We start from the raw sequence: 18,721 nt of genomic DNA on the forward strand, positions 1-18,721 counted from the left end.
GCCCATGCACCTCGACATCGACATCGACCGGGACCGCTGCATCGGCGCGGGCCAGTGCGCCCTGACCGCGCCGGACGTGTTCACCCAGGACGACGAGGGTTACAGCACGCTGCTGCCCGGCCGGGAGGACGGTGGCGGCAGTCCCCTGGTGCGGGAGGCCGCCCGGGCCTGCCCGGTCAGTGCCATCACCGTCTCCCAGCCGGTCGGCTGACCGGGCCGGCCACCACCTAGGGTGTGCGGGATGACCGAACAGACCGCACCCGCGGGCCCGCCGCCGGCGGACGCGTCCGCACCCGGCCCACGTGCCGTGGGCCCCCGCACCGCCGCCCGCCGCGCCGGCCGTAAGGCGGCCCGCCGTGCCGCACGCCGTCGCAACCTCACCGCGGGCGTCCTGACCGCCGGCGGTCTCGTGGTGCTGCCGCTCGTCCTGTGGACCGTCGGCGGCCTCGGGGACAGCGCTCCGTCGGACGGGAAACGGCCGGCCGGAGAGGCACCCGACGGGGACGCACCGACCACCGAGCCGTCCTGGATCGGTGCGGGCGAGGCCGGGAGGGACACGCTGCGCGGCCGGCTGCGCAACGTCGACTCGGGCCTGTGCGTCGGCCTCGACGGCGGCAGGGCGGTCGAGGGCGCCGAGGCCGTGCTCACCGACTGCGACTCGGCTCCCGGCGGGCAGTGGACCTACGAGACCGACGGGCTGCTGCGCAGCGGTGCCGACCCGGGGCTCTGCCTCGACTCGGGTCTCGGCTACTCGGTGCGGCTCACGCCCTGCGCGGGTCCGTCCGGGGCGGACGCCGAGGACGTCCGCTACGACTTCACCCTCCAGGGCGCCCTCGTGCCCCGGTCCGACCAGGACCTCGCCCTGACCCCGTCCGCGACCGACGGCTCGGGCGCGCTGGTCCTCAAGGCCCGGGCCGACGACGAGGTGCAGCGCTGGGTGATCGACACGGCCAAGGCCGATCTGCGCATGAAGGCGGTCACCTGGAACGAGCCCGCCTCGGCCAGACCGCCCGTACCCGTCCCGGCGTCCACCCCACCGGCGGGACCCGAACCGGCGCCGACGCCGTCCGGGGCCACGTCCCGGCCCTCCCCGGCCGCTCAGGAGCCCACCGAAACGCCCTGCCACCGCTACGGCTACTGCGACGAGGACGGCCGCTACGGACGGCCAGGCCACGGCTACCCGGATTACGGCTACCCGGACTACGGGTACGGCGGCCACAGGCACGACCGCGACGGCCGCCGCTGACCGGTACGTCGGCCGTACCGGCCGTACCGGATCCACCGGATCCACCGGATCCACCGGACACCGTCAAGGTCCGACGACGTTCAGCGACAGCCACAGCGCCGCGACGGCCGGCACCAGCGCGGCCGGCACCGCGAGCAGGCCCAGCCGGGTGAACTCCCCGAGGCCGATCCGGTGTCCCTGCTGCTGCGCGATCCGCCGCCACAGCAGCGTCGCGAGGGATCCGGCGTAGGTCAGGTTGGGACCGATGTTGACCCCGATCAGCACGGCCAGCACCATCCCGGGTCCCGCCCCGGCGGTCAGCGGCAGCAGGACCAGCACGGCCGGCAGGTTGTTGATGAGGTTGGCCAGCACCGCGGCCAGCACGGCCACGGCCAGCAGCGCCGGCAGGCCCGTCCCGCCGGGCAGGACCCGCTGCAGCGCGTCGGCGAGCCCGTGGTCGACGACCGCCCGGACCACGACGCCGAGTGCCAGCACGAACGCCAGGAACGCCGGGGCCGCCGACCGGACCACTGTCAGCGGCGTGGCCTTCCGCCGTACGAGCGAGCGTCCGGCCAGCACCAGGGCACCGGCCAGGGCGGCCCACGCCGGGGAGATCCCGGCGGCCGAGGCGACGACGAAGCCGGCGAGGGTGCAGCCCACCGTGACGAGCGCGAACAGCGGCAGCGGCTCCTCCGGCCCGGCCGGGCCGGCAGAGGGCGGGGGCGCCGCCAGCTCCCGGTCGAAGAAGCGGCGGAACACCAGGTACTCGGCGGCGATCGCCACCAGCCACGGCAGTGCCATGAGGGCCGCGAAGCGGGTGAAGGTCAGGCCGCTCGCCGCGAAGGCCAGCAGATTGGTCAGGTTGGAGACCGGCAGCAGCAGGGAGGCGGTGTTCGACAGGTGGGCGCAGGCGTACAGGTGCGGGCGGGCCTCGACGCCCATGCGGGTCGCCGTGGCGAGCACCACCGGGGTGAGCAGGACCACCGTGGCGTCCAGGCTGAGCACGGCCGTGATCAGGGACGCCAGGACGAAGACGGCGGCCAGCAGCCGGACGGGCCGGCCTTCCGCCCGGCGGGCCATCCACGCCCCGCACGCCGTGAACAGTCCCTCGACGTCGCAGAAGTGGGCGAGCACGAGCACGGCCGCGAGGAAGCCCACCACGGGTCCGAGCCGCTGGATCTCCTCCCAGGCGTGACCGGGGGAGATGAGGCCCACCGCGACGGCCAGCGCGGCGGCCGGCACCGCCAGCACGGCCTCGGGCAGCCCGCGCGGCCGGACGACGGCCCAGACGAGCACGGCGACCAGCAGCGTCACGGACAGGACTGCGGCGAGCGGGGTGTTCAGGGCGGGGTCCTCCGGGACGAGATCGCGACGTGCCCGCCCATGAAACCAGGCGACGGTAAGAACCCAGCGAGAGCCCCGCCCCCCTGGCCGCCCCGCCCCCGCCGCAACGGCCTCGACCCCCTGCCCGACCCTGCTCCGCCCGTCCGCCTGCGCGCCGCCCGCCCCGCCGCGGCTGCCCCGGCGACTTGATCGGCCGCCTGCCTGGCCTGCGGACCCCGCACGGCTGCGGGCCCGGCTGGCCACCCTGCCCCGGGCTTGCTGTGGCTGTCCAGCGCCCTGTCCGACCCCGTCGCCTGCTCCGGCTGCCCGGCTCGACTCCGCCCGTCCGCCTGCGCGCCGCCCGCCCGGCCTCGGCTGCCCCGGCCGCCCTGTCCGCCCACGTCCCGCCGGGCCCGGCCGCGACCGTACGCCCGTTCGCGCCGTACACCGGCTCGGTCGGCCGGGTCAGAGGTCCTCGACCAGTGCCAGCTCCGCCCAGATCGTCTTGCCCTCGGCGGTGTGCCTGCTGCCCCAGCGCTGGGTCAGCTGGGCGACCAGCAGCAGACCCCGGCCGCCCTCGTCCCAGGTCTTGGCGCGGCGCAGGTGCGGCGCCGTGTGGTTGGTGTCGGACACCTCGCAGATCAGCGTCGCGGCGTCGTGGATCAGCCGGAGCCGTATGGGCGGGGCGCCGTAGCGGATGGCGTTGGTGACCAGTTCGCTCACCACCAGCTCCGCGGTGAACGTGGCCTCGACCAGGCCCCAGCGTTCGAGCTGGTCCACGACCTGCTTGCGGATGGGCGCGACCAGCGACGGGTCGGCCGGGATGTCCCACGTCGCCACCTGGGAGGACGGCAGTCCGCGGGTACGGGCCAGCAGCAGGGCCACGTCGTCGGCGGAGCCGCCCGGCGGGAGCAGGGAGTGCAGGACCCGGTCGCACGTCTCGTCGAGGGAGCCGGAGGGAACGGACAGGGCCTCCAGCACCATCTGCGCGCTCGTGTCGACGTCCCGTTCCCGGCTGGCCAGCAGGCCATCCGTGTGGAAGACCAGGACGCTGCCCTCGCGCAGCTCCACGTCGACGCTCTCGAACGGCAGCCCTCCGACGCCGAGCGGCGGTCCCGAGGGCAGGTCGAGGCGGAGCGGCGGCCCGTCGGGCGGGGCCAGCAGCGGCAGCGGGTGCCCGGCGCGGGCCAGCGAGCAGCGCCGCGACACCGGGTCGTACACCGCGTACAGACAGGTCGCGCCGACCTCGCCGGTGCCGTCGTCGCCGCCGGACTCCTGCGACAGCCGCACGACCAGGTCGTCGAGGTGGGTGAGCAGTTCGTCCGGGGCCAGGTCGATGTCGGCGAGGGTGCGCACGGCGGTCCGCAGCCTGCCCATCGTGGCCGAGGCCTGGATGCCGTGGCCGACGACGTCCCCGACGACCATGGCGACCCGCATCCCGGACAGCGGGATGACGTCGAACCAGTCGCCGCCCACACCGGAGCGGATGGCCGGCAGATAGCGGGAGGCCGCCTCGACGGCCGCCGTGCGCGGCAGCGTCCGCGGCAGCAGACTCCGCTGCAGGGTGAGGGTCGTCTCGCGCTCGCGGGAGTAGCGCCGCGCGTTGTCGATGCAGACGGCGGCTCGGGCGGTGACCTCCTCGGCCAGCAGGACGTCGTCGTCCGTGAACGGTTCGGGGCGCCGGAAGCGGGTGAACACGGCGACGCCCAGGGTCGCGCCGCGGGCCTGCAGCGGGACGGACATCGTGGAGTGGATGCCGGACTCGCGGATCCGCCGGAACCGGGCCGGGTCCCAGGCGAGCCACCGCTGCAGGTCGTGCTCCGAGCCCGAGGCGACGACGGTGCGGCCCGCCGACAGGGACGCGGCCTGCGGGGAGGTCTCCGGGTAGCGGTCCGTCTGCCCCGGCTCGGCGACGGCCTCGGGACTGCCCGGGTTGACCGACCGGTGGGCCGCCCGGCGCAGGGTGACGGGCGGTGCCGGCGGGCCGGCGGACTCGTCGCCGTGCTCCTGGGGGTCCAGCAGGTCGACGCTGACGAAGTCGGCGAGGGCCGGGACGCACACGTCCGCCAGCTCCTGGGCTGTGCGGGTCACGTCGAGGGTGCTGCCGATGCGCACGCTCGCCTCGTTGACGAGCTGGAGCCGCTCGCGCGAGCGGTACTGGTCGGAGAAGTCGTGTGCGGTCACGCACACGCCCCGCACCCGGCCGGCGGCGTCGGTCAGCGGCGCCATCCGGGCCAGCCACGCGTGCGCGCCGCGGGCCTCGCCCCCGGCCTTCATGTACGTCTGCATGTCCTGCCACCGGCCGGTGCTCAGCACCTGGCGCAGCCGCTCCTCCAGCTCCCTGTTCTGCGGGCGGCTGCCGATGTCGGTGGGCCGGAGGCCGAGCAGCCGCTCGGCGGGCAGGCCGACGAGGTCCGCCATGGCGTCGTTGACCCCCCGAAGGCGCAGCTCCTCGTCGTAGATCATCGTCGCGCAGGGGGACTGGCGCAGCGCCCCGCGCACCAGCGGGTCGTCGTCCGGCAGTCCGTGACGCGGGCCCCGCGGCGGGGACACGGCCAGCCAGTCGGTCGTCTCCGGGCCGTCCGGCGGCCTGCGGTGGGCGAGCACCCACACCGGCACGGCGTGCCCGTCGCGATGGCGCAGGGCGAGGGTGCCGCTCCAGCGGTGGCCGGCCTCGACCCGCGGCGGTTCGGCGCCGTCGGCCAGGAGCTCGGTCGCCGGGCGTCCCACCACGTCCGCGGCGGTGTGGCCCAGCAGGCGGCGGGCGCCCTCGCTCCACTCGGTGAGCGTGCCGTCGACGGCGATGACGGCACGGGCGGTCACACCGTCGTCGAACGGATCGTCCGGGCTCATCGTCGCCACTCCATACGGACACTCTCAGTGAACGGAAGCGCCACCAGAGTCCCAGACTAGTGCGTGGGCGCCCGGCGTGAACCGGTAACCCCGGGGCCGCCCGGCCCGCCCCGGCCGGAGGCACGGGGGTCCCCGCGGTCACAGCCGGTTCCGCCCGGACCGTTGACGGGGCGTCACTTCGGCACGACCATGGCGGGCGTCCGCACTCTGGGAGCGCTCCCACACGAGCGCCGCCCGCCCCTGCGCCGAGGAGTCCCGACGTGCACCGACGCAGAACCGCCCTGCTGTCCCTGACGGCCCTGCTCGCGACGGCGCTCACCGCGCTGCCCGCCGCGCCGGCCGGGGCCGAGGAGACCGAGCAGGTCAGGAACGGCACCTTCGACACCTCCACGGAAGCGTGGTGGACGACCGCGAACGTCACCGCCGCACCGTCCGACGGCCGGCTGTGCGCCGACGTGCCCGGCGGCACCGTCAACCGCTGGGACGCCGCCGTCGGACAGAACGACATCACCCTGGTGAAGGGGGAGTCCTACCGCTTCTCCTTCAGCGCCACCGGGACACCCGCCGGACACGTCGTCCGCGCGATCGTGGGCCTGTCCGTCGAGCCGTACGACACCTACCACGAGGTCACACCGCAGCTCAGCGTCTCCGGCGACACCTACTCCTACACCTTCACCTCGCCCGTCGACACCGCCCGGGGCCAGGTCGGCTTCCAGCTCGGCGGCAGCGCGGACCCCTGGCGCTTCTGCCTGGACGACGTCTCCCTGCTGGGCGGTGTCGCGCCGGAGCCCTACGAGCCCGACACCGGTCCCCGGGTCCGCGTCAATCAGGTCGGCTACCTGCCCGCCGGGCCCAAGAACGCCACCCTCGTCACCGACGCCACGGCGAAACTGCCCTGGGAGCTGAGGAACGCGCGCGGCGCGGTGGTCGCCCGGGGCACGACCGTCCCGCGCGGCGTGGACGCCTCCTCCGGGCAGAACGTCCACTCGATCGACTTCGGCGCGTACCGGGCGAAGGGCACGGGCTTGACCCTGACCGCCGACGGCGAGACCAGCCGCCCCTTCGACGTCGACGCGAGGGCCTACGACCGGCTCCGGCTGGACGCGGCGAAGTACTACTACACCCAGCGCAGCGGCACCCCCATCCGCGACGACCTGCGCCCCGGTTACGGCCGCCCGGCGGGCCACGTGGGCGTGGCCCCCAACAAGGGCGACACCGAGGTGCCCTGCCAGCCGGGCGTCTGCGACTACACGCTGGACGTGAGCGGCGGCTGGTACGACGCCGGCGACCACGGCAAGTACGTCGTCAACGGCGGCATCTCCACCTGGGAGCTGCTCAGCACCTACGAGCGCGCCCTGCACGCCCGCACCGGCCGGACCGGCCCGCTCGGCGACGGCTCCCTCGCCCTCCCCGAGAGCGGCAACAAGGTGCCCGACCTCCTCGACGAGGCCCGCTGGGAGCTGGAGTTCCTGCTGAGGATGCAGGTGCCCCGGGGCGAGCCGCTGGCCGGCATGGCCCACCACAAGGTGCACGACGAGCAGTGGACCGGACTGCCGCTGATGCCCCACGACGACCCGCAGAGGCGTGAGCTGCACCCGCCGTCCACGGCGGCGACCTTGAACCTGGCCGCCACGGCCGCGCAGGCCGCCCGGCTCTACCGCCCCTGGGACAAGGCGTTCGCCGGCCGGGCCCTGTCCGCCGCCCGTACGGCCTGGGCCGCCGCGCTCGCCCACCCCGACCGCTACGCCTCCGAGAGTGACGGCGTCGGTGGCGGTGCCTACCCCGACCGCGACGTGACCGACGACTTCTACTGGGCGGCGGCCGAGCTCTACCTCACCACGGGCGAGCGGCAGTTCGAGGAGTACGTGCTGACCTCCCCGGTCCACACCGCCGACCTGTTCCAGCCTCTCGGGTTCGACTGGGCCCGCACCGGCGCGGCCGGCCGGCTCGACCTCGCCACCGTGCCGAACGAGCTGCCCGGCCGGGACAAGGTCCGCCGGTCCGTGATCAAGGGCGCCGACCGCTACCTCGCGACCCTGAAGGACCACCCCTACGGCATCCCCTACGCGCCGGAGGGCAACGTCTACGACTGGGGCTCCAGCCACCAGATCCTGAACAACGCCGTCGTCCTCGCCACCGCCTACGACCTCACCGGCGCCTCCGCCTACCGCGCCGGGGCACTGCAGAGCATGGACTACGTCCTGGGCCGCAACGCCCTCAACATCTCCTACGTGACCGGCTACGGCGAGGTCAGCGCGCAGAACCAGCACAGCCGCTGGTACGCCCGCCAGCTCGACCCGGACCTGCCGAACCCGCCCCCGGGCACCCTCGCCGGCGGACCGAACTCGAACATCCAGGACCCCTACGCGCAGAGCAAGCTGCAGGGCTGCACCGGGCAGTTCTGCTACATCGACGACATCCAGTCCTGGTCGACCAACGAACACACGATCAACTGGAACGCCGCCCTGGCCCGCATGGCCTCCTTCGCGGCCGACCAGGGCCGCCACCTCGGGTGACGCCCGCGCGCGTGCCGGGGGCCGACGACAGGCCGCCCCCGGCACGCGCGCGTAGCCTGGGATCATGCCAGCGGTGCGGGTCGACGGCATCGGGGTCGCGTACGACAGGGTGGGCCACGGCCCGCCCCTCGTGCTCGCGCACGGCGCCACGAGCGACGCGAGGCTGTTCCGGCCGCAGATCGAGGACCTCGCCGACGAGTTCACCGTCGTCGCCTGGGACGAGCCCGGAGCCGGCCGATCCTCCGACGTACCGGCCGTCTTCCCGCTCGCCGACTACGCCCGCTGCCTGGCAGCCGTCATCGAGGACGTGGGCCTCGGCCCGGCCCACGTCCTCGGCCTCGCCTGGGGCGGAACGGTGGTCCTGGAGCTCTACCGGCTCCACCCCTCCCTGGTGCGCACGCTCGTGCTCGCCGACACCTACGCCGGCTGGAAGGGCTCGCTGAGCGCGGCGGAGGTGCGTTCGCGGGTCCGCGGCGCGGAGCGGACGCTCGCCGTACCGGAGGAGGCGTTCGCGCCCAGCCTGCCGGGGCTGTTCGCGCAGGCGCCGCCCGCGGGTGTGGTGCGCCTGCTGTCGGTGATGTCGGCGCAGACGCGCCGCCGCAGCATGCGCGCGGAACTCGCCGCCATGGCCGACGCCGACCTGAGCGGTCTGCTCCCGCGGATCGCCGTCCCGACCCTGCTGCTGTGGGGCGAGCTCGACGCGCGCTCGCCCGTGGAGCCCGTCGCCCGCAGGTTCCTCGACGCCGTACCGCAGGCCACGCTCGTGGTGCTCCCCGGTGCGGGGCACCTCAGCAACCTCGAGGCGCCCGAGGCGTTCAACCGGACGGTCCGGGAGTTCTGCCGCGCCCGTTCGTGACGGGCCCGGCGACGAGGAGTGCGGGCGTCTCCGGCCGGACGTGTGGGTGCCGGGCCTGCGGTCCGGCCGGTCGGCGAGCCGCTCGCGCCGGGCGCGCTCACACCGCCTCCCGGGGCAGGTGCGTCAGCTTGTCGGGGTTGGCCAGCACGTAGATGCCCCGCACCCGGTCGCCCTCCGGGGTGAGGTCCAGTGCCAGCACGGCGTAGGGCGCGTCACCGTCGAACAGCACGGCCGCGTCGTCGCCGTTGACCCGCCGGTAGCGGAAGACGGGGTCGCTCGGCCCGCCCCGGCCGGACGTGATCAGCCGGACCACCTTGTCCCGGCCGCGCACCGGGCGGAGGCCGGCCGGACGCCGCTTGCCGCCGGCGTCCGTCCACGCCGTGACATCGGGTGCGAGGACCTCCATCAGCTCGGCGATGTCCCCGCCGAGTGCCGCCCGCACGAACCGCTCGGTCGCCTCCCGCCGCACCCGGGGATGCGCCTCGTAGCGCGGCCGCCGGGCGCGCACATGCTCCCGCGCCCGATGAGCCAGCTGGCGCACGGCGGCGGGGGAGCGGCCGATGATCTCCGCGATCTCGGCATGCGGGTAGCCGAAGACCTCGCCGAGCACGAACACCGCCCGCTCCAGCGGTGTCAGCGACTCCAGCACCACCAGCATCGCCAGCGACACCGACTCCGAGCGCAGCGCCGGTTCCTCCGCGGCGGCGGTGTCCTCGCGTGCGACCAGGGGCTCGGGCAGCCACTCGCCGACGTACGTCTCCCGTCTGCGGTTGATCACGGCACGCCGGCGCAGCGCGTGGTTGACCGCGACCCGGACGAGATAGGCGCGGGGGTTGTCGACACCGGCGAGCGGGGCGCCGCCGGCGCGGGCCGTCCACGACAGCCACGTCTCCTGCAGGACGTCCTCGGTGTCGGCGACGCTGCCGAGCGTGTTGTAGACGACGCCGAACAGCAGCTCGCGGTGGTCGAGGAACACCCCGGTCGCCTCCTCGTGCGGGGCGTCGGTGCCGGGTGCGGAGATCTCGGACATGTATGGCCTCCCAGAAGCGCGCTCACCCCTGCGAGGCGCGCCGGACGCCCGGATGTGACATCGCCCGGCCGGATGTGACCCGCCTCTCGGTTCCCCGCCCCGGCGGCCGCACCCGGAGGTGCCCCCCAGGTACCACCGCCCGCCCGCGTTGACCTGGGGCTATTTACGCGTCAGTACCCGAGCGGTACCGTGAATGCATGCCAGCTCTCAACGTCGAGTTCAGCGACCGTGAACTTGAGGACCTGCGGCAGATCGCCAAGGAGCGCGGTACGTCCATGAAGGCCCTGGTGCGCGAGGCGGCCGCCGCCGACATCGCCCGGCACCGGGCCCTGCAGGAGGGCGCGGAGGCCTTCCGGCGGTTCTTCGCCACCCATGCCGACGAGTTCGCCGCCGCGTTCCCCGAGGACGAACCGCCCGGCAGGGGCGAAGGACGGGCCGCCTGACCGATGGCATCCGTCCTCCACATCGACGTGCCCTGGCTGCTGCAGCGCCATGAGGAGGTCCTGCCGGACCAGCCCACCGTCAACGACTTCTCCGCGCTGGTCGCCGCCGTCGCCCGGCACCGCGTCGACCCGCCGCGCCTCGGCGTCGACTCCGACCCGGCGTGGCGGGCCGCCGCCCTGCTGCACACCCTCGCCGTGCTGCGCCCGCTGCCCTCGGCCAACGCCCGCTTCGCCTGCGCGACGGCCGTGGCGTACATGTTCGTCAGCGGGGTCGGCATCGACCCGCCCTACGGTGCCCTGGTCGACCTCGCCCGGGACCTGATGTCCGGCGCGGCCGACGTGTACGGCGCCGCGGACCGGCTGCGCTCCTGGCAGATCTGAGGCGGGGCGCCCCGGGCCCCTCGTCTCCTTTCCCGGGGGGTACCGGGAAATGTCGAAAGCCGGTGCGAGGCGCGTGCGGGTGTTCCCTTCTTTCTGACTTTCTGTCAATGGCGCATATGTGGCCCGCGCGCCTTGTTGCTCCTGTGGGGGTTGTGCAAGAGTGCACCTCGCGTGCGGGGGGAATGGCCAGGAGTCGCACGCGCATAGTCGACCGGGTCCGAATCGCCGCCGGCGAATTCGCACCTCCCGCGCCGCGCCAAAAAGGGACGCACCCATCGGGCCTCCTTTTCGGCGACAGGACTTCTGTGTGTCGCACGCGTGGGAAGGAACCATCTCAGTGCCCACCCCCCACCCCCCTCGTCCCGCGTACCCCCCGCCCGGCGGGGACCCGGGGGACTCCGACGAGAGTCTCGCCGCCCCGCTGCGAGGCAGCCCGGAGGGCGGGGTCGCCGCCCATTCCGTCGCGCTGCTGATGGCGCGGCACTGGCAGCCGGCGCACGAGTACGCCGTCATCTGCCTCGCCTCCTCGGTGAAGGTCGCCTCCATGGTCACGGGGACGGCCTTCCACCGGACCCTCAACCGCCTCGCGTTCGGGGAGTCCGCCGTCGCGCTGCGTCCGGCCCTTCTGGTCACCGTGCGCGACACGATCCGCGAGTGGTCGGGCGACGATCGAATATCCGCCGTACTGCCCGCCCTGCAGAAACCCGCGGGCGGACGCGGACTTCGCGCCGCGACGTCCATGACACCGGAAAACCGCGTCCTCGCGGAGCGGGCATTCCAGGCGCTTCCCGCCGCCGCGCGCTGTTTGCTGTGGCACTCGGAGGTCGAGGCCGATCCTTTGCACCTCCCGGCCGGACTGCTGGGCATGGACACCGAGGTTGCGTCGGCCGCCCTCGATCAGGCGCGTGACACTTTCCGCGAAGGCTGCGTGCGCGCCCATCGCGAACTCGCCCCGACACAGGACTGCCGCTTCTACAACCGTCTCCTCGACGTGCCGATCCGCCGGGGCGGCGCCCTGCTGCCCGACGTCCAGGACCATCTCGGCGAGTGCCGCTACTGCCGCAACGCCGCGGAGCAACTCAGCCACTTCGACGGGCCTCTGGGCCCCCTGATCGCCGAAGCGGTGCTGGGCTGGGGAGCCCGCCGCTATCTCGACTCCCGCCCGGGCCGGGCGTCGCACACAGCCCGTGGCCCCCGTGCGGGCCGGCGCGGTGGGCGGCGGGGCGGCGGGCGGCACGGGCTGCTGTCCCGGTTCCCGGTGCCCGTCCGCCGGATGGCGGTGATGCTGCCGTCGTCGCGGACGCTGCTCTCCGGGCTGGGCGCGGTGTCGGCCGGAGTGCTGGCCACCGTGCTCATCGCCGGCCTCAACTCCTACGACGGCGGCGGGGCCGACCCGGCGGGCTCCGGCAGCGCCGGCGACAACGGCGCCACCTCCGCCGCGCCCCCCGGCACGGCCGGCCTGCCCGCCGCACTGGACGTGACACGACTGCGCAACACCGGGGCCGGTCTGTGCCTCGACGTCCGCGGTCTGCCGAAGGAGGGCTCGGGCACCGAGCTGGCGGCGTGCTCGTCGGTGTGGACCCAGCAGTGGACGGTCGAGGACGACGGGCTCCTGCGCAGCGTCGCCGACCCGGGGCTGTGCCTGGACTCGCACAAGGACGCCGGTGTGGTCGTCCTCGGCACCTGCGCCGACGAGGATGCCGAGCGGGGCGACGACGTGCGCTACGACCTCACCGTGCAGGGGGAGTTGCTGCCCCGCTGGGACGAGCAGCTCGCCCTCGCCCCGGCCGGCGACAAGCCCGGCACCGACCTGGTGGTCAAGGTCCGCGACCGTACCGACGCCCAGCGCTGGCAGGCCGAACCGCTGCCGACGACGGCCGGGGCCCTGTCCATCGAGGAGCAGGACGGGGCGTCGTCCCGGCAGGTGGCCGTGCCGGGCGGCCGGACGTCCTGACGGGCCCCGGACGTCCTGACGGGCCGCCCGGGGCCCGTCCCGGGCCGTGCGGCGCAGGCGCCGCACGGCCCCGTCCTCAGGCCGGGTCCTCCATCAGGTCGGCGCGGCCGACCGTGTGCGGCGTGGCGTGGCCCGACAGCGCGAGCGTCAGGTCGAGTTCGGCGAGCAGGCAGCGGATCACGTGCTCGACGCCCGGCCGGCCGTCCAGTCCCAGGCCGTACACGTACGGGCGGCCCAGCAGCACGGCCCGGGCGCCCAGGGCGAGGGCCTTGAAGACGTCGTCACCGGTGCGGATGCCGCTGTCGAACAGCACGGTGAGCCGGTCGCCGACGGCTTCGGCGACCCGCTCCAGGGCGTCGGCAGCGGCGACCGAGCCCGCCACCTGACGTCCGCCGTGGTTGGAGACGACCACGCCGTCCATGCCGGCGTCGGCGGCGCGCCGCGCGTCGTCCGGGTGCAGCACGCCCTTCAGCACGATCGGGCCGTCCCAGTTCTCCCGGAGGAACGCCAGATCGGGCCAGGTCTTGGCCGGGTCGGAGAACATGCCGACGAAGTGCATCACCGCCGCGTTCGGGTCCTCGTGCACCGGCTTGGCCAGTCCCGCCCGGAAGGCCGGATCGGAGAAGTAGTTGGCCGTGCCGACGCCGTGCAGGAACGGCAGGTACGCCTGGTCCAGGTCGCGGGGGCGCCAGGACAGCAGCGGGGTGTCCAGGGTGACGACCAGCACGCTGAACCCGCAGGCCTTCGCGCGGCCGAGGAAGCTGCGGGTGACCTCCGGATCCTTCGGCCAGTACAGCTGGAACCACCGCTCGGCGTCGCCCATCGCCTCGGCGACCTGTTCCATGGGGGTGCTGGACGCCGAGGACAGGATGTACGGCACGCCCTGCGCGGCGGCGGCCAGGGCCGCTGCGGTCTCCGCCTCCGGGTGCATGATCGACAGCACGCCGACCGGGGCCAGCGCCAGCGGGGCGGGCAGGGCCCGGCCGAGCACCTGCACCGACAGGTCCCGCTCGTGCACGTCCCGCAGCATGCGCGGCACGATCCGGCGGCGCTCCAGGGCGGCCCGGTTCGCCCGGGCCGTGCTGCCGTCGCCCGCGCAGCCCGCCACGTAGCCGACCGGGCCGCGCCCGAGCCGCTGCTCGGTCAGCTCCTCCAGGCGCGTCAGGTCCGTGGGCAGCCGGGGTACGGCGCCCGTCATGCCGTTCAGGTAGATCTCGTACTGGAAGTCCGCCCAGTGCTTGCCCACGTCACGCCCCGCCTTCTCGTCGTCTCCTCGTCGAGACCGCCGGGCCGAGGATACCGAGCGGTATGCGGCCGGAGGATCGGTGGTGATCACCTGTGCCCGCCGATGGCGGTCGGGCGTCGGGAGCATGAACGCAAGCGGTTGCAAAGTGGCCACGAGAGAGCGGAATCGGAATGTTTCCGGCCTATTGCGGAGCGCAGGTAAATCAGCCATCTGGCCGCTTCGGACCACTGGGGACCGCGCAGTTACGGGCTTCGCACGTGCAGATTCCGTAACTTCACGCCACTGCTTCAATACGCAATGTTACTGAAACCCGTGGGGTCGATGTGTGTTTCGGCGGCGGACTCGGCAGACTCGCGCTCGCCGCTCCGGGCACCATCCGAGCACGGGTCGGCACACGTTGTAATCGAGCGGAAGGATGCACACAATGCGGACCCCCGCGCGCTGGGCCATGACTCTCGGACTGACGGCCACCGCCGTCTGCGGACCCCTCTCCGGGGCCGCGCTCGCCGACCCGGGTCAGGCCCCCACCGCGCTCTACGCCCCCTCGGCCCTGGTTCTCACGGTCGGCCACGGACAGAGCGCGATCGCCACCACCCCGGAACGCGCGGTCACTTTGACATGTGCCCCGAGGCCCTCGGGCACCCACCCGGCCGCCGGCCCCGCCTGTGCGGAACTGCAGGGCGTGAGCGGCAACTTCGACGCCCTCAGCGCGAAGGAGGGCGTCATGTGCACCAAGCAGTACGACCCGGTGGTCGTCACCGTCGACGGCGTCTGGCAGGGCAAGCGCGTCTCGTACGAGCGCACGTTCTCCAACGACTGCATGAAGAACGCCTTCGGAACGGGTGTCTTCTCCTTCTAGGAGACCCATGGACCGGGATCGCGTTCTCCCCGTGAAGCGCAGCGGACCGTGGCTGGGGAGCCGGGCCGCTGTCACGGGAACCGCGATCTCGTACAAGGAGGCCGGCGGGCGGAGTGGGGCCGCCCGCCGGCCTCCGGACTCTTCCCGGGCCGGTGCGTCAGGCCCGGTCGCGGTGGCTCGTGTCGCACCACGGGTAGCGGCGGCTGCGGCGGCAGGTGCACAGGGCGACGCGGAAGCGGTCCGAGGACACGACGGTGCCGTCCTCCAGCTCCACCTCCACGGGACCTTCCATCAGCAGCGGCCCCTTGCGCTGGATCGAGACCCGGCGCGGGGCCTCGGGCCGGTCAGACGGGGAGTTCGGCACGGACCACCACCAGCTCTTCGTCGTTCTCCGCGTCGGACAGCAGGCCGCACTCGCGCAGCCAGCGCTCCCGGCCGCGCAGCACGGGGCCGAAGGCGATCCGCTGCCGGCGGGTCACCGCGGCCTTCAGTCCGGCCGCGCGCAGTTGCGCGACCGTGAGGTCCGGGTCGGCGAGCGCCGACTGCACCAGCAGCAGCACCCCGCCCGGTCGCAGCAGTCCGGGCACCTCCCGGCAGATCCGGTCCACGACCAGCCGCCCGTCGCCGCCCGCGTCCCAGGCCCGGGCCGCGCCCCGCGGGGCGTGATGGCCGTGCGGCGCCGGCACGTACGGCGGATTGGCCAGGACGAGGTCGAAGGTCTGTCCGCGCACGGGGTCGAACAGGTTGCCGTGGCGGATGCGGACCGTGAGGCCGGCCAGCCTGGCGTTCAGCCGGGCCGCCCACACGGCGCTCCAGGACACGTCGACGGCGGTCACACGGCCGCCCCGGCGTGCGGCCTCCAGGGCCAGGGCACCGGATCCGGTGCCCACGTCGAGGACTTCCGCCCCCTCGAGGAGCGGCTCGTCGGACAGGGCACCGGCCAGCAGCTCGGTGTCCTCCTGCGGGGCGTACACGCCCGGGGGTACCAGTGCAATCACGGGCGCCGAGTACCCCCCTGCTCAGGAGATATGAGTCACTTCCCGGGCCAGCGGTTCCCGCAGTGACGAGCGTGAGTCGCGCCAGTGGGACAGCAGGCGGGCGCCGAAGCGTTCCTCGACGAACTCGGTGGCGTCGATGCCGAAGGCGATGTCCGCGGCCAGGTACGGCTCCTGCTCCAGCAGCCCGCCGATGACGTCGTGCCGCACGATCTGCTCGTGTACCGCGTCGGCCTCCACGTGCTCGTCGTAGAAGTGCTGGGCGGCCGATCCGGCGCCTGCCCGGCGCATGGCCTCGGCGAGCCGTCGCGAGCCGGGGGAGGAGGTGATCTCGACCGCCGCGAAGTGGCCCACGAGGGCGCCCCGCAGGCTGCGGTGCAGGCCGAACAGGGACATCATGTTCACCGTGACCAGGGCCTCGGCGGAGGCGGCACCGAGGTAGCGGCCGTAGGTGGTGTCCAGGCCGAGGTCCGTCATCAGGTCCGCGAACAGGCGGGCGTGGACGCGGTCCGCGCGGCCGCCGCCCCACTCGTCGAACTCGACGGCGGCCATCGCCGCCTTCGCCCGGCCCCACAGCCTCGGCAGCACCCAGGCGTGCGGGTCGGCCTCCTTCAGGTGGTACAGGGAGCGCTGGGCCGCGTACTCGCGCAGGTGCCACAGTTCGCCCTCGTCGCGCAGGAAGTGGCTGACGCCCTTGCCGTCGACCGGCTCGACCAGGAGAGGGGCCAGGGCGTCGTCGACGCTGTCGTGCACCTGGGCGTCGGAGCGCAGCGCGGACAGGAACCGGTGCTCCATCGCCGCGCGGACGCGCAGCAGGTCCGGGTCCCACTCGCGCTCGGGCGGCACGGCCGCGAACCCGCGGTAGTGCAGCTCGTAGCACAGATAGAGGGCGAGCTGGAGGTCGTCGCCGTACACCTCGGCGCGGGCGACCTCCTCCAGGCGGGGCAGCCGGCCGGCGCCCCGCAGATATGCCTCGACACCCCGGCTCAGGGGGCCGCGTGGGGTGGGCAGTCGTGGTCCTTCGTGCTCCATGGCCTCCGGGTACCCGCCCGGGGCCCAAGGTCACCCGCGGCGCGGGCCCGCCCACGGTCCCGGGGCTCCGACGCGGCGTTCACGGCCCCGGTGGATGCCGACGGGGGCAGCCGGCCGCGGTCGGGCGGGCTCCTGGGGCGGCGGTGCCGCTCGCGCCCCGTTTCCGGCGGTCCGCCGCAGCGGCAGTACCGGCCTCACGCCCGGCCCCCGGCTGGCCGCGCGCAGCGGCGGACGTCCGCCGATCGCCTGCTCGCCGTGCCCGCGGACACGCGCGGGCCCGGGTCGGTCCGGACGGATGCGTCCGGCCGGCCCGGGCCCGGGCCCGTGATCCCGCTCAGTCGCCCTCGGACTCCTCCTGGGCGCGGGCGTTCGGGGTGATGGCCTCGCCGGCCTCGCCCCGGTGGCGCCGCTGCCGGGCGTCGTCGTGCGTGCGCGTCTCGGCGTCCTCGATCTCGCTCATGACCTCTTCGAGTGCCGTCTCGGGCTTCTCGCCCGAGCTGTCGCCGTGCTTGTCGTGGGACACGGGTTCTCCTTTCTGCGTCGTTCTCCGTCGTTCACTGCGAGGCGGTGGCGATGCGCAGCGGCACCGCCTCGGCGGGAGCCGGTGCCTCCTCCCGCCGTGCCACCTCGGCCCACCAGGACGGCCCGTCCTCGATGTGCCGCAGCAGCACGCCCTCGCGGATCGCCCAGGGGCACACCGTCACGGACTTGATGCCGCTCAGCTTCATCGCCGTGTGCCCCACGACCGCGCCGGCCAGACTCTGGGCGGCCCGCGGCGCGGAGATGCCGGGCAGGGCGGCCCGCTCGGCGGCGGGCAGGGCGGCCAGCCGGCCGATGGCCTCGCGCAGCTGCGCGCGGCTCAGCTCCCGGTCGACGAACGGGCCCCGGCGGCCGGGGGCCGCGCCGCACAACCGTCCCAGCTGCTGGAAGGTGCGGGAGGTGGCGACCGCGGTGCGCGGGCCCTCCCAGCGGATCCGGGCCGCCACGTCCCGCAGCTCGTGGCGGACCTTGCGGCGCAACCGGCGCACCCGCTCGGGCGACGGCGGATCCTCGTCCTCGAAGAAGTCGTGGGTGAGCCGCCGCGCGCCCAGGGGCAGGGACGCCACGAAGTCGGGGAGCCGGCCGCGCCCGAAGGCGACCTCCAGGGTGCCGCCACCGATGTCGAGCAGGGCGAGCGGCCCCGACCGCCAGCCCATCCACCGCCGCGCCCCGAGGAACGTCAGCTCGGCCTCGACCTCGCCGGGCAGGGTGCACAGGTCGACACCGGTCCGGGACCGCACGGCGTGCAGCACCTCCTGCCGGTTCGGCGCGTTGCGCACCACGGCGGTGGCGAAGGCCGGCGGCCCGCCCGCGCCCCAGCGGGCGGCGGTCCGGCCGGCCTCGGCGACCGCGTCGACCAGCGACTCCACGGCCTGCTCCGGGATGGCTCCCCCGTGCGGGACCTGCTCGGACAGCCTCAGCCGCCACTTGGCGGTGTGCACGGGCAGCGGGACTCCGCCCACCGCGTCCGCGACCATGAGTCTGACCGTGTTCGATCCCACGTCCACCACGCTGATCCGCATGGCCGGTGGGTACCCACTTACCGGGCGTGCCAACAGGGTCACCCTCGCCGAGCCCTCTTGTATTCCTTGACTGGCATATAACCGGCGAGGCATAGTCGGTGCCATGTCCGACGCCGCCCTGTGGACCGCGCTCGCCGATCCCCACCGGCGGGCCATCGTCGCGCTGCTCCTGGAGGGGCCCCGGCCCGTCGGGGAGATCGCCGAGCGGTGCGGACTGAGCCAGCCCAGCGCCTCCAAGCACCTGAGGGTGCTGCGCGATGCGGGCCTGGTCCGGGTGCGGCAGGACGCGCAGCGCCGGGTCCACGCCCTGGACCCGGCCCCCATCGCCGCGCTCGACGCCTGGCTCGCCCCCTACCGCAAGCTCTGGAACGAGAGCCTCGACGCCCTGGGCCGCCGCCTCGACCGGGCGGACCGGCCGTCCGGGCCGCCCGCACCGAAGGACTGAT

At 74.4% G+C, this 18,721-nt stretch carries 18 protein-coding genes; 9 read left to right on the forward strand and 9 right to left on the reverse strand.

Annotated elements, in window-relative coordinates; genetic code table 11:
* Positions 1–4 precede the first annotated feature (4 nt).
* Positions 5–211 carry a ferredoxin gene (locus tag ACZ4M5_RS03895; protein WP_467732732.1) on the forward strand — a complete coding sequence of 69 codons (207 nt, stop codon included), beginning with the start codon at positions 5–7 and terminating at the stop codon, positions 209–211.
* A gap of 30 nt (positions 212–241) precedes the next feature.
* Positions 242–1,246 carry an RICIN domain-containing protein gene (locus ACZ4M5_RS03900; RefSeq protein ID WP_467732734.1) on the forward strand — a complete coding sequence of 335 codons (1,005 nt, stop codon included), beginning with the start codon at positions 242–244 and terminating at the stop codon, positions 1,244–1,246.
* A 63-nt stretch (positions 1,247–1,309) separates the two neighbouring features.
* Here ACZ4M5_RS03900 and ACZ4M5_RS03905 read toward each other — a convergent pair whose 3' ends face one another.
* Entirely contained in the window at positions 1,310–2,539 is a 1,230-nt protein-coding gene (locus ACZ4M5_RS03905; RefSeq protein WP_467732736.1) for an SLC13 family permease, read from the reverse strand.
* 474 nt (positions 2,540–3,013) lie between these two features.
* Entirely contained in the window at positions 3,014–5,401 is a 2,388-nt protein-coding gene (locus ACZ4M5_RS03910) for a SpoIIE family protein phosphatase (RefSeq protein ID WP_467732738.1), read from the reverse strand.
* A gap of 260 nt (positions 5,402–5,661) precedes the next feature.
* On the opposite strand from ACZ4M5_RS03910, the gene ACZ4M5_RS03915 reads away from it, so the two are divergent.
* The gene (locus ACZ4M5_RS03915; protein WP_467732740.1) at positions 5,662–7,917 is read left to right on the forward strand and encodes a glycoside hydrolase family 9 protein; all 2,256 of its coding nucleotides are present in this window, start codon (positions 5,662–5,664) and stop codon (positions 7,915–7,917) included.
* A gap of 64 nt (positions 7,918–7,981) precedes the next feature.
* Positions 7,982–8,773 carry an alpha/beta fold hydrolase gene (locus ACZ4M5_RS03920; RefSeq protein WP_467732742.1) on the forward strand — a complete coding sequence of 264 codons (792 nt, stop codon included), beginning with the start codon at positions 7,982–7,984 and terminating at the stop codon, positions 8,771–8,773.
* Positions 8,774–8,870: 97 nt separating this feature from the next.
* On the opposite strand, the gene ACZ4M5_RS03925 is transcribed toward ACZ4M5_RS03920, so the two are convergent.
* Positions 8,871–9,803 carry a sigma-70 family RNA polymerase sigma factor gene (locus ACZ4M5_RS03925; RefSeq protein ID WP_467732744.1) on the reverse strand — a complete coding sequence of 311 codons (933 nt, stop codon included), beginning with the start codon at positions 9,801–9,803 and terminating at the stop codon, positions 8,871–8,873.
* Between the two features lie 197 nt (positions 9,804–10,000).
* Here ACZ4M5_RS03925 and ACZ4M5_RS03930 point away from each other — a divergent pair, with 197 nt between their 5' ends.
* The 3 genes from ACZ4M5_RS03930 (at position 10,001) to ACZ4M5_RS03940 (ending at position 12,581) form a co-directional block, all read left to right on the forward strand.
* Positions 10,001–10,246, forward strand: coding sequence for a hypothetical protein (locus ACZ4M5_RS03930; RefSeq protein WP_333933272.1), 246 nt, complete (start codon positions 10,001–10,003; stop codon positions 10,244–10,246).
* Between the two features lie 3 nt (positions 10,247–10,249).
* On the forward strand, positions 10,250–10,627 hold the full coding sequence (locus tag ACZ4M5_RS03935; protein ID WP_467732746.1) for a toxin Doc: 378 nt from the start codon (positions 10,250–10,252) through the stop codon (positions 10,625–10,627).
* Positions 10,628–10,964: 337 nt separating this feature from the next.
* Positions 10,965–12,581, forward strand: a complete 1,617-nt coding sequence (locus tag ACZ4M5_RS03940) for an RICIN domain-containing protein (protein WP_467732748.1) — start codon at positions 10,965–10,967, stop codon at positions 12,579–12,581.
* A 76-nt stretch (positions 12,582–12,657) separates the two neighbouring features.
* On the opposite strand, the gene ACZ4M5_RS03945 is transcribed toward ACZ4M5_RS03940, so the two are convergent.
* Positions 12,658–13,827, reverse strand: coding sequence for a lactate 2-monooxygenase (locus ACZ4M5_RS03945; RefSeq protein WP_467732750.1), 1,170 nt, complete (start codon positions 13,825–13,827; stop codon positions 12,658–12,660).
* 424 nt (positions 13,828–14,251) lie between these two features.
* Between ACZ4M5_RS03945 and ACZ4M5_RS03950 the strand changes: the two genes are divergently transcribed.
* The gene (locus ACZ4M5_RS03950; RefSeq protein WP_467732752.1) at positions 14,252–14,686 is read left to right on the forward strand and encodes a protease inhibitor; all 435 of its coding nucleotides are present in this window, start codon (positions 14,252–14,254) and stop codon (positions 14,684–14,686) included.
* Positions 14,687–14,843: 157 nt separating this feature from the next.
* Here ACZ4M5_RS03950 and ACZ4M5_RS03955 read toward each other — a convergent pair whose 3' ends face one another.
* The 5 genes from ACZ4M5_RS03955 to ACZ4M5_RS03975 all read right to left on the reverse strand — a co-directional run bounded on the left by ACZ4M5_RS03955 (position 14,844) and on the right by ACZ4M5_RS03975 (position 18,275).
* A complete protein-coding gene (locus tag ACZ4M5_RS03955; protein WP_467732754.1) occupies positions 14,844–15,050 on the reverse strand; it encodes a CDGSH iron-sulfur domain-containing protein in 207 nt (68 codons plus the stop codon).
* Entirely contained in the window at positions 15,031–15,684 is a 654-nt protein-coding gene (locus ACZ4M5_RS03960; protein WP_467732756.1) for a HemK2/MTQ2 family protein methyltransferase, read from the reverse strand. Before ACZ4M5_RS03960 ends, ACZ4M5_RS03955 begins: the two co-directional genes overlap by 20 nt.
* Before the next feature lie 21 nt (positions 15,685–15,705).
* Entirely contained in the window at positions 15,706–16,713 is a 1,008-nt protein-coding gene (locus tag ACZ4M5_RS03965; protein WP_467732758.1) for an iron-containing redox enzyme family protein, read from the reverse strand.
* Between the two features lie 334 nt (positions 16,714–17,047).
* Positions 17,048–17,236: a hypothetical protein gene (locus ACZ4M5_RS03970; RefSeq protein WP_467732760.1), complete on the reverse strand. Its 189-nt coding sequence runs from the start codon at positions 17,234–17,236 to the stop codon at positions 17,048–17,050.
* 31 nt (positions 17,237–17,267) lie between these two features.
* Positions 17,268–18,275: a Ppx/GppA family phosphatase gene (locus ACZ4M5_RS03975; RefSeq protein WP_467732762.1), complete on the reverse strand. Its 1,008-nt coding sequence runs from the start codon at positions 18,273–18,275 to the stop codon at positions 17,268–17,270.
* Positions 18,276–18,378: 103 nt separating this feature from the next.
* On the opposite strand from ACZ4M5_RS03975, the gene ACZ4M5_RS03980 reads away from it, so the two are divergent.
* The gene (locus tag ACZ4M5_RS03980; RefSeq protein WP_467732764.1) at positions 18,379–18,720 is read left to right on the forward strand and encodes an ArsR/SmtB family transcription factor; all 342 of its coding nucleotides are present in this window, start codon (positions 18,379–18,381) and stop codon (positions 18,718–18,720) included.
* Position 18,721: the final 1 nt, after the last annotated feature.

It is taken from the genome of Streptomyces sp. NPDC026246 (assembly GCF_055567995.1).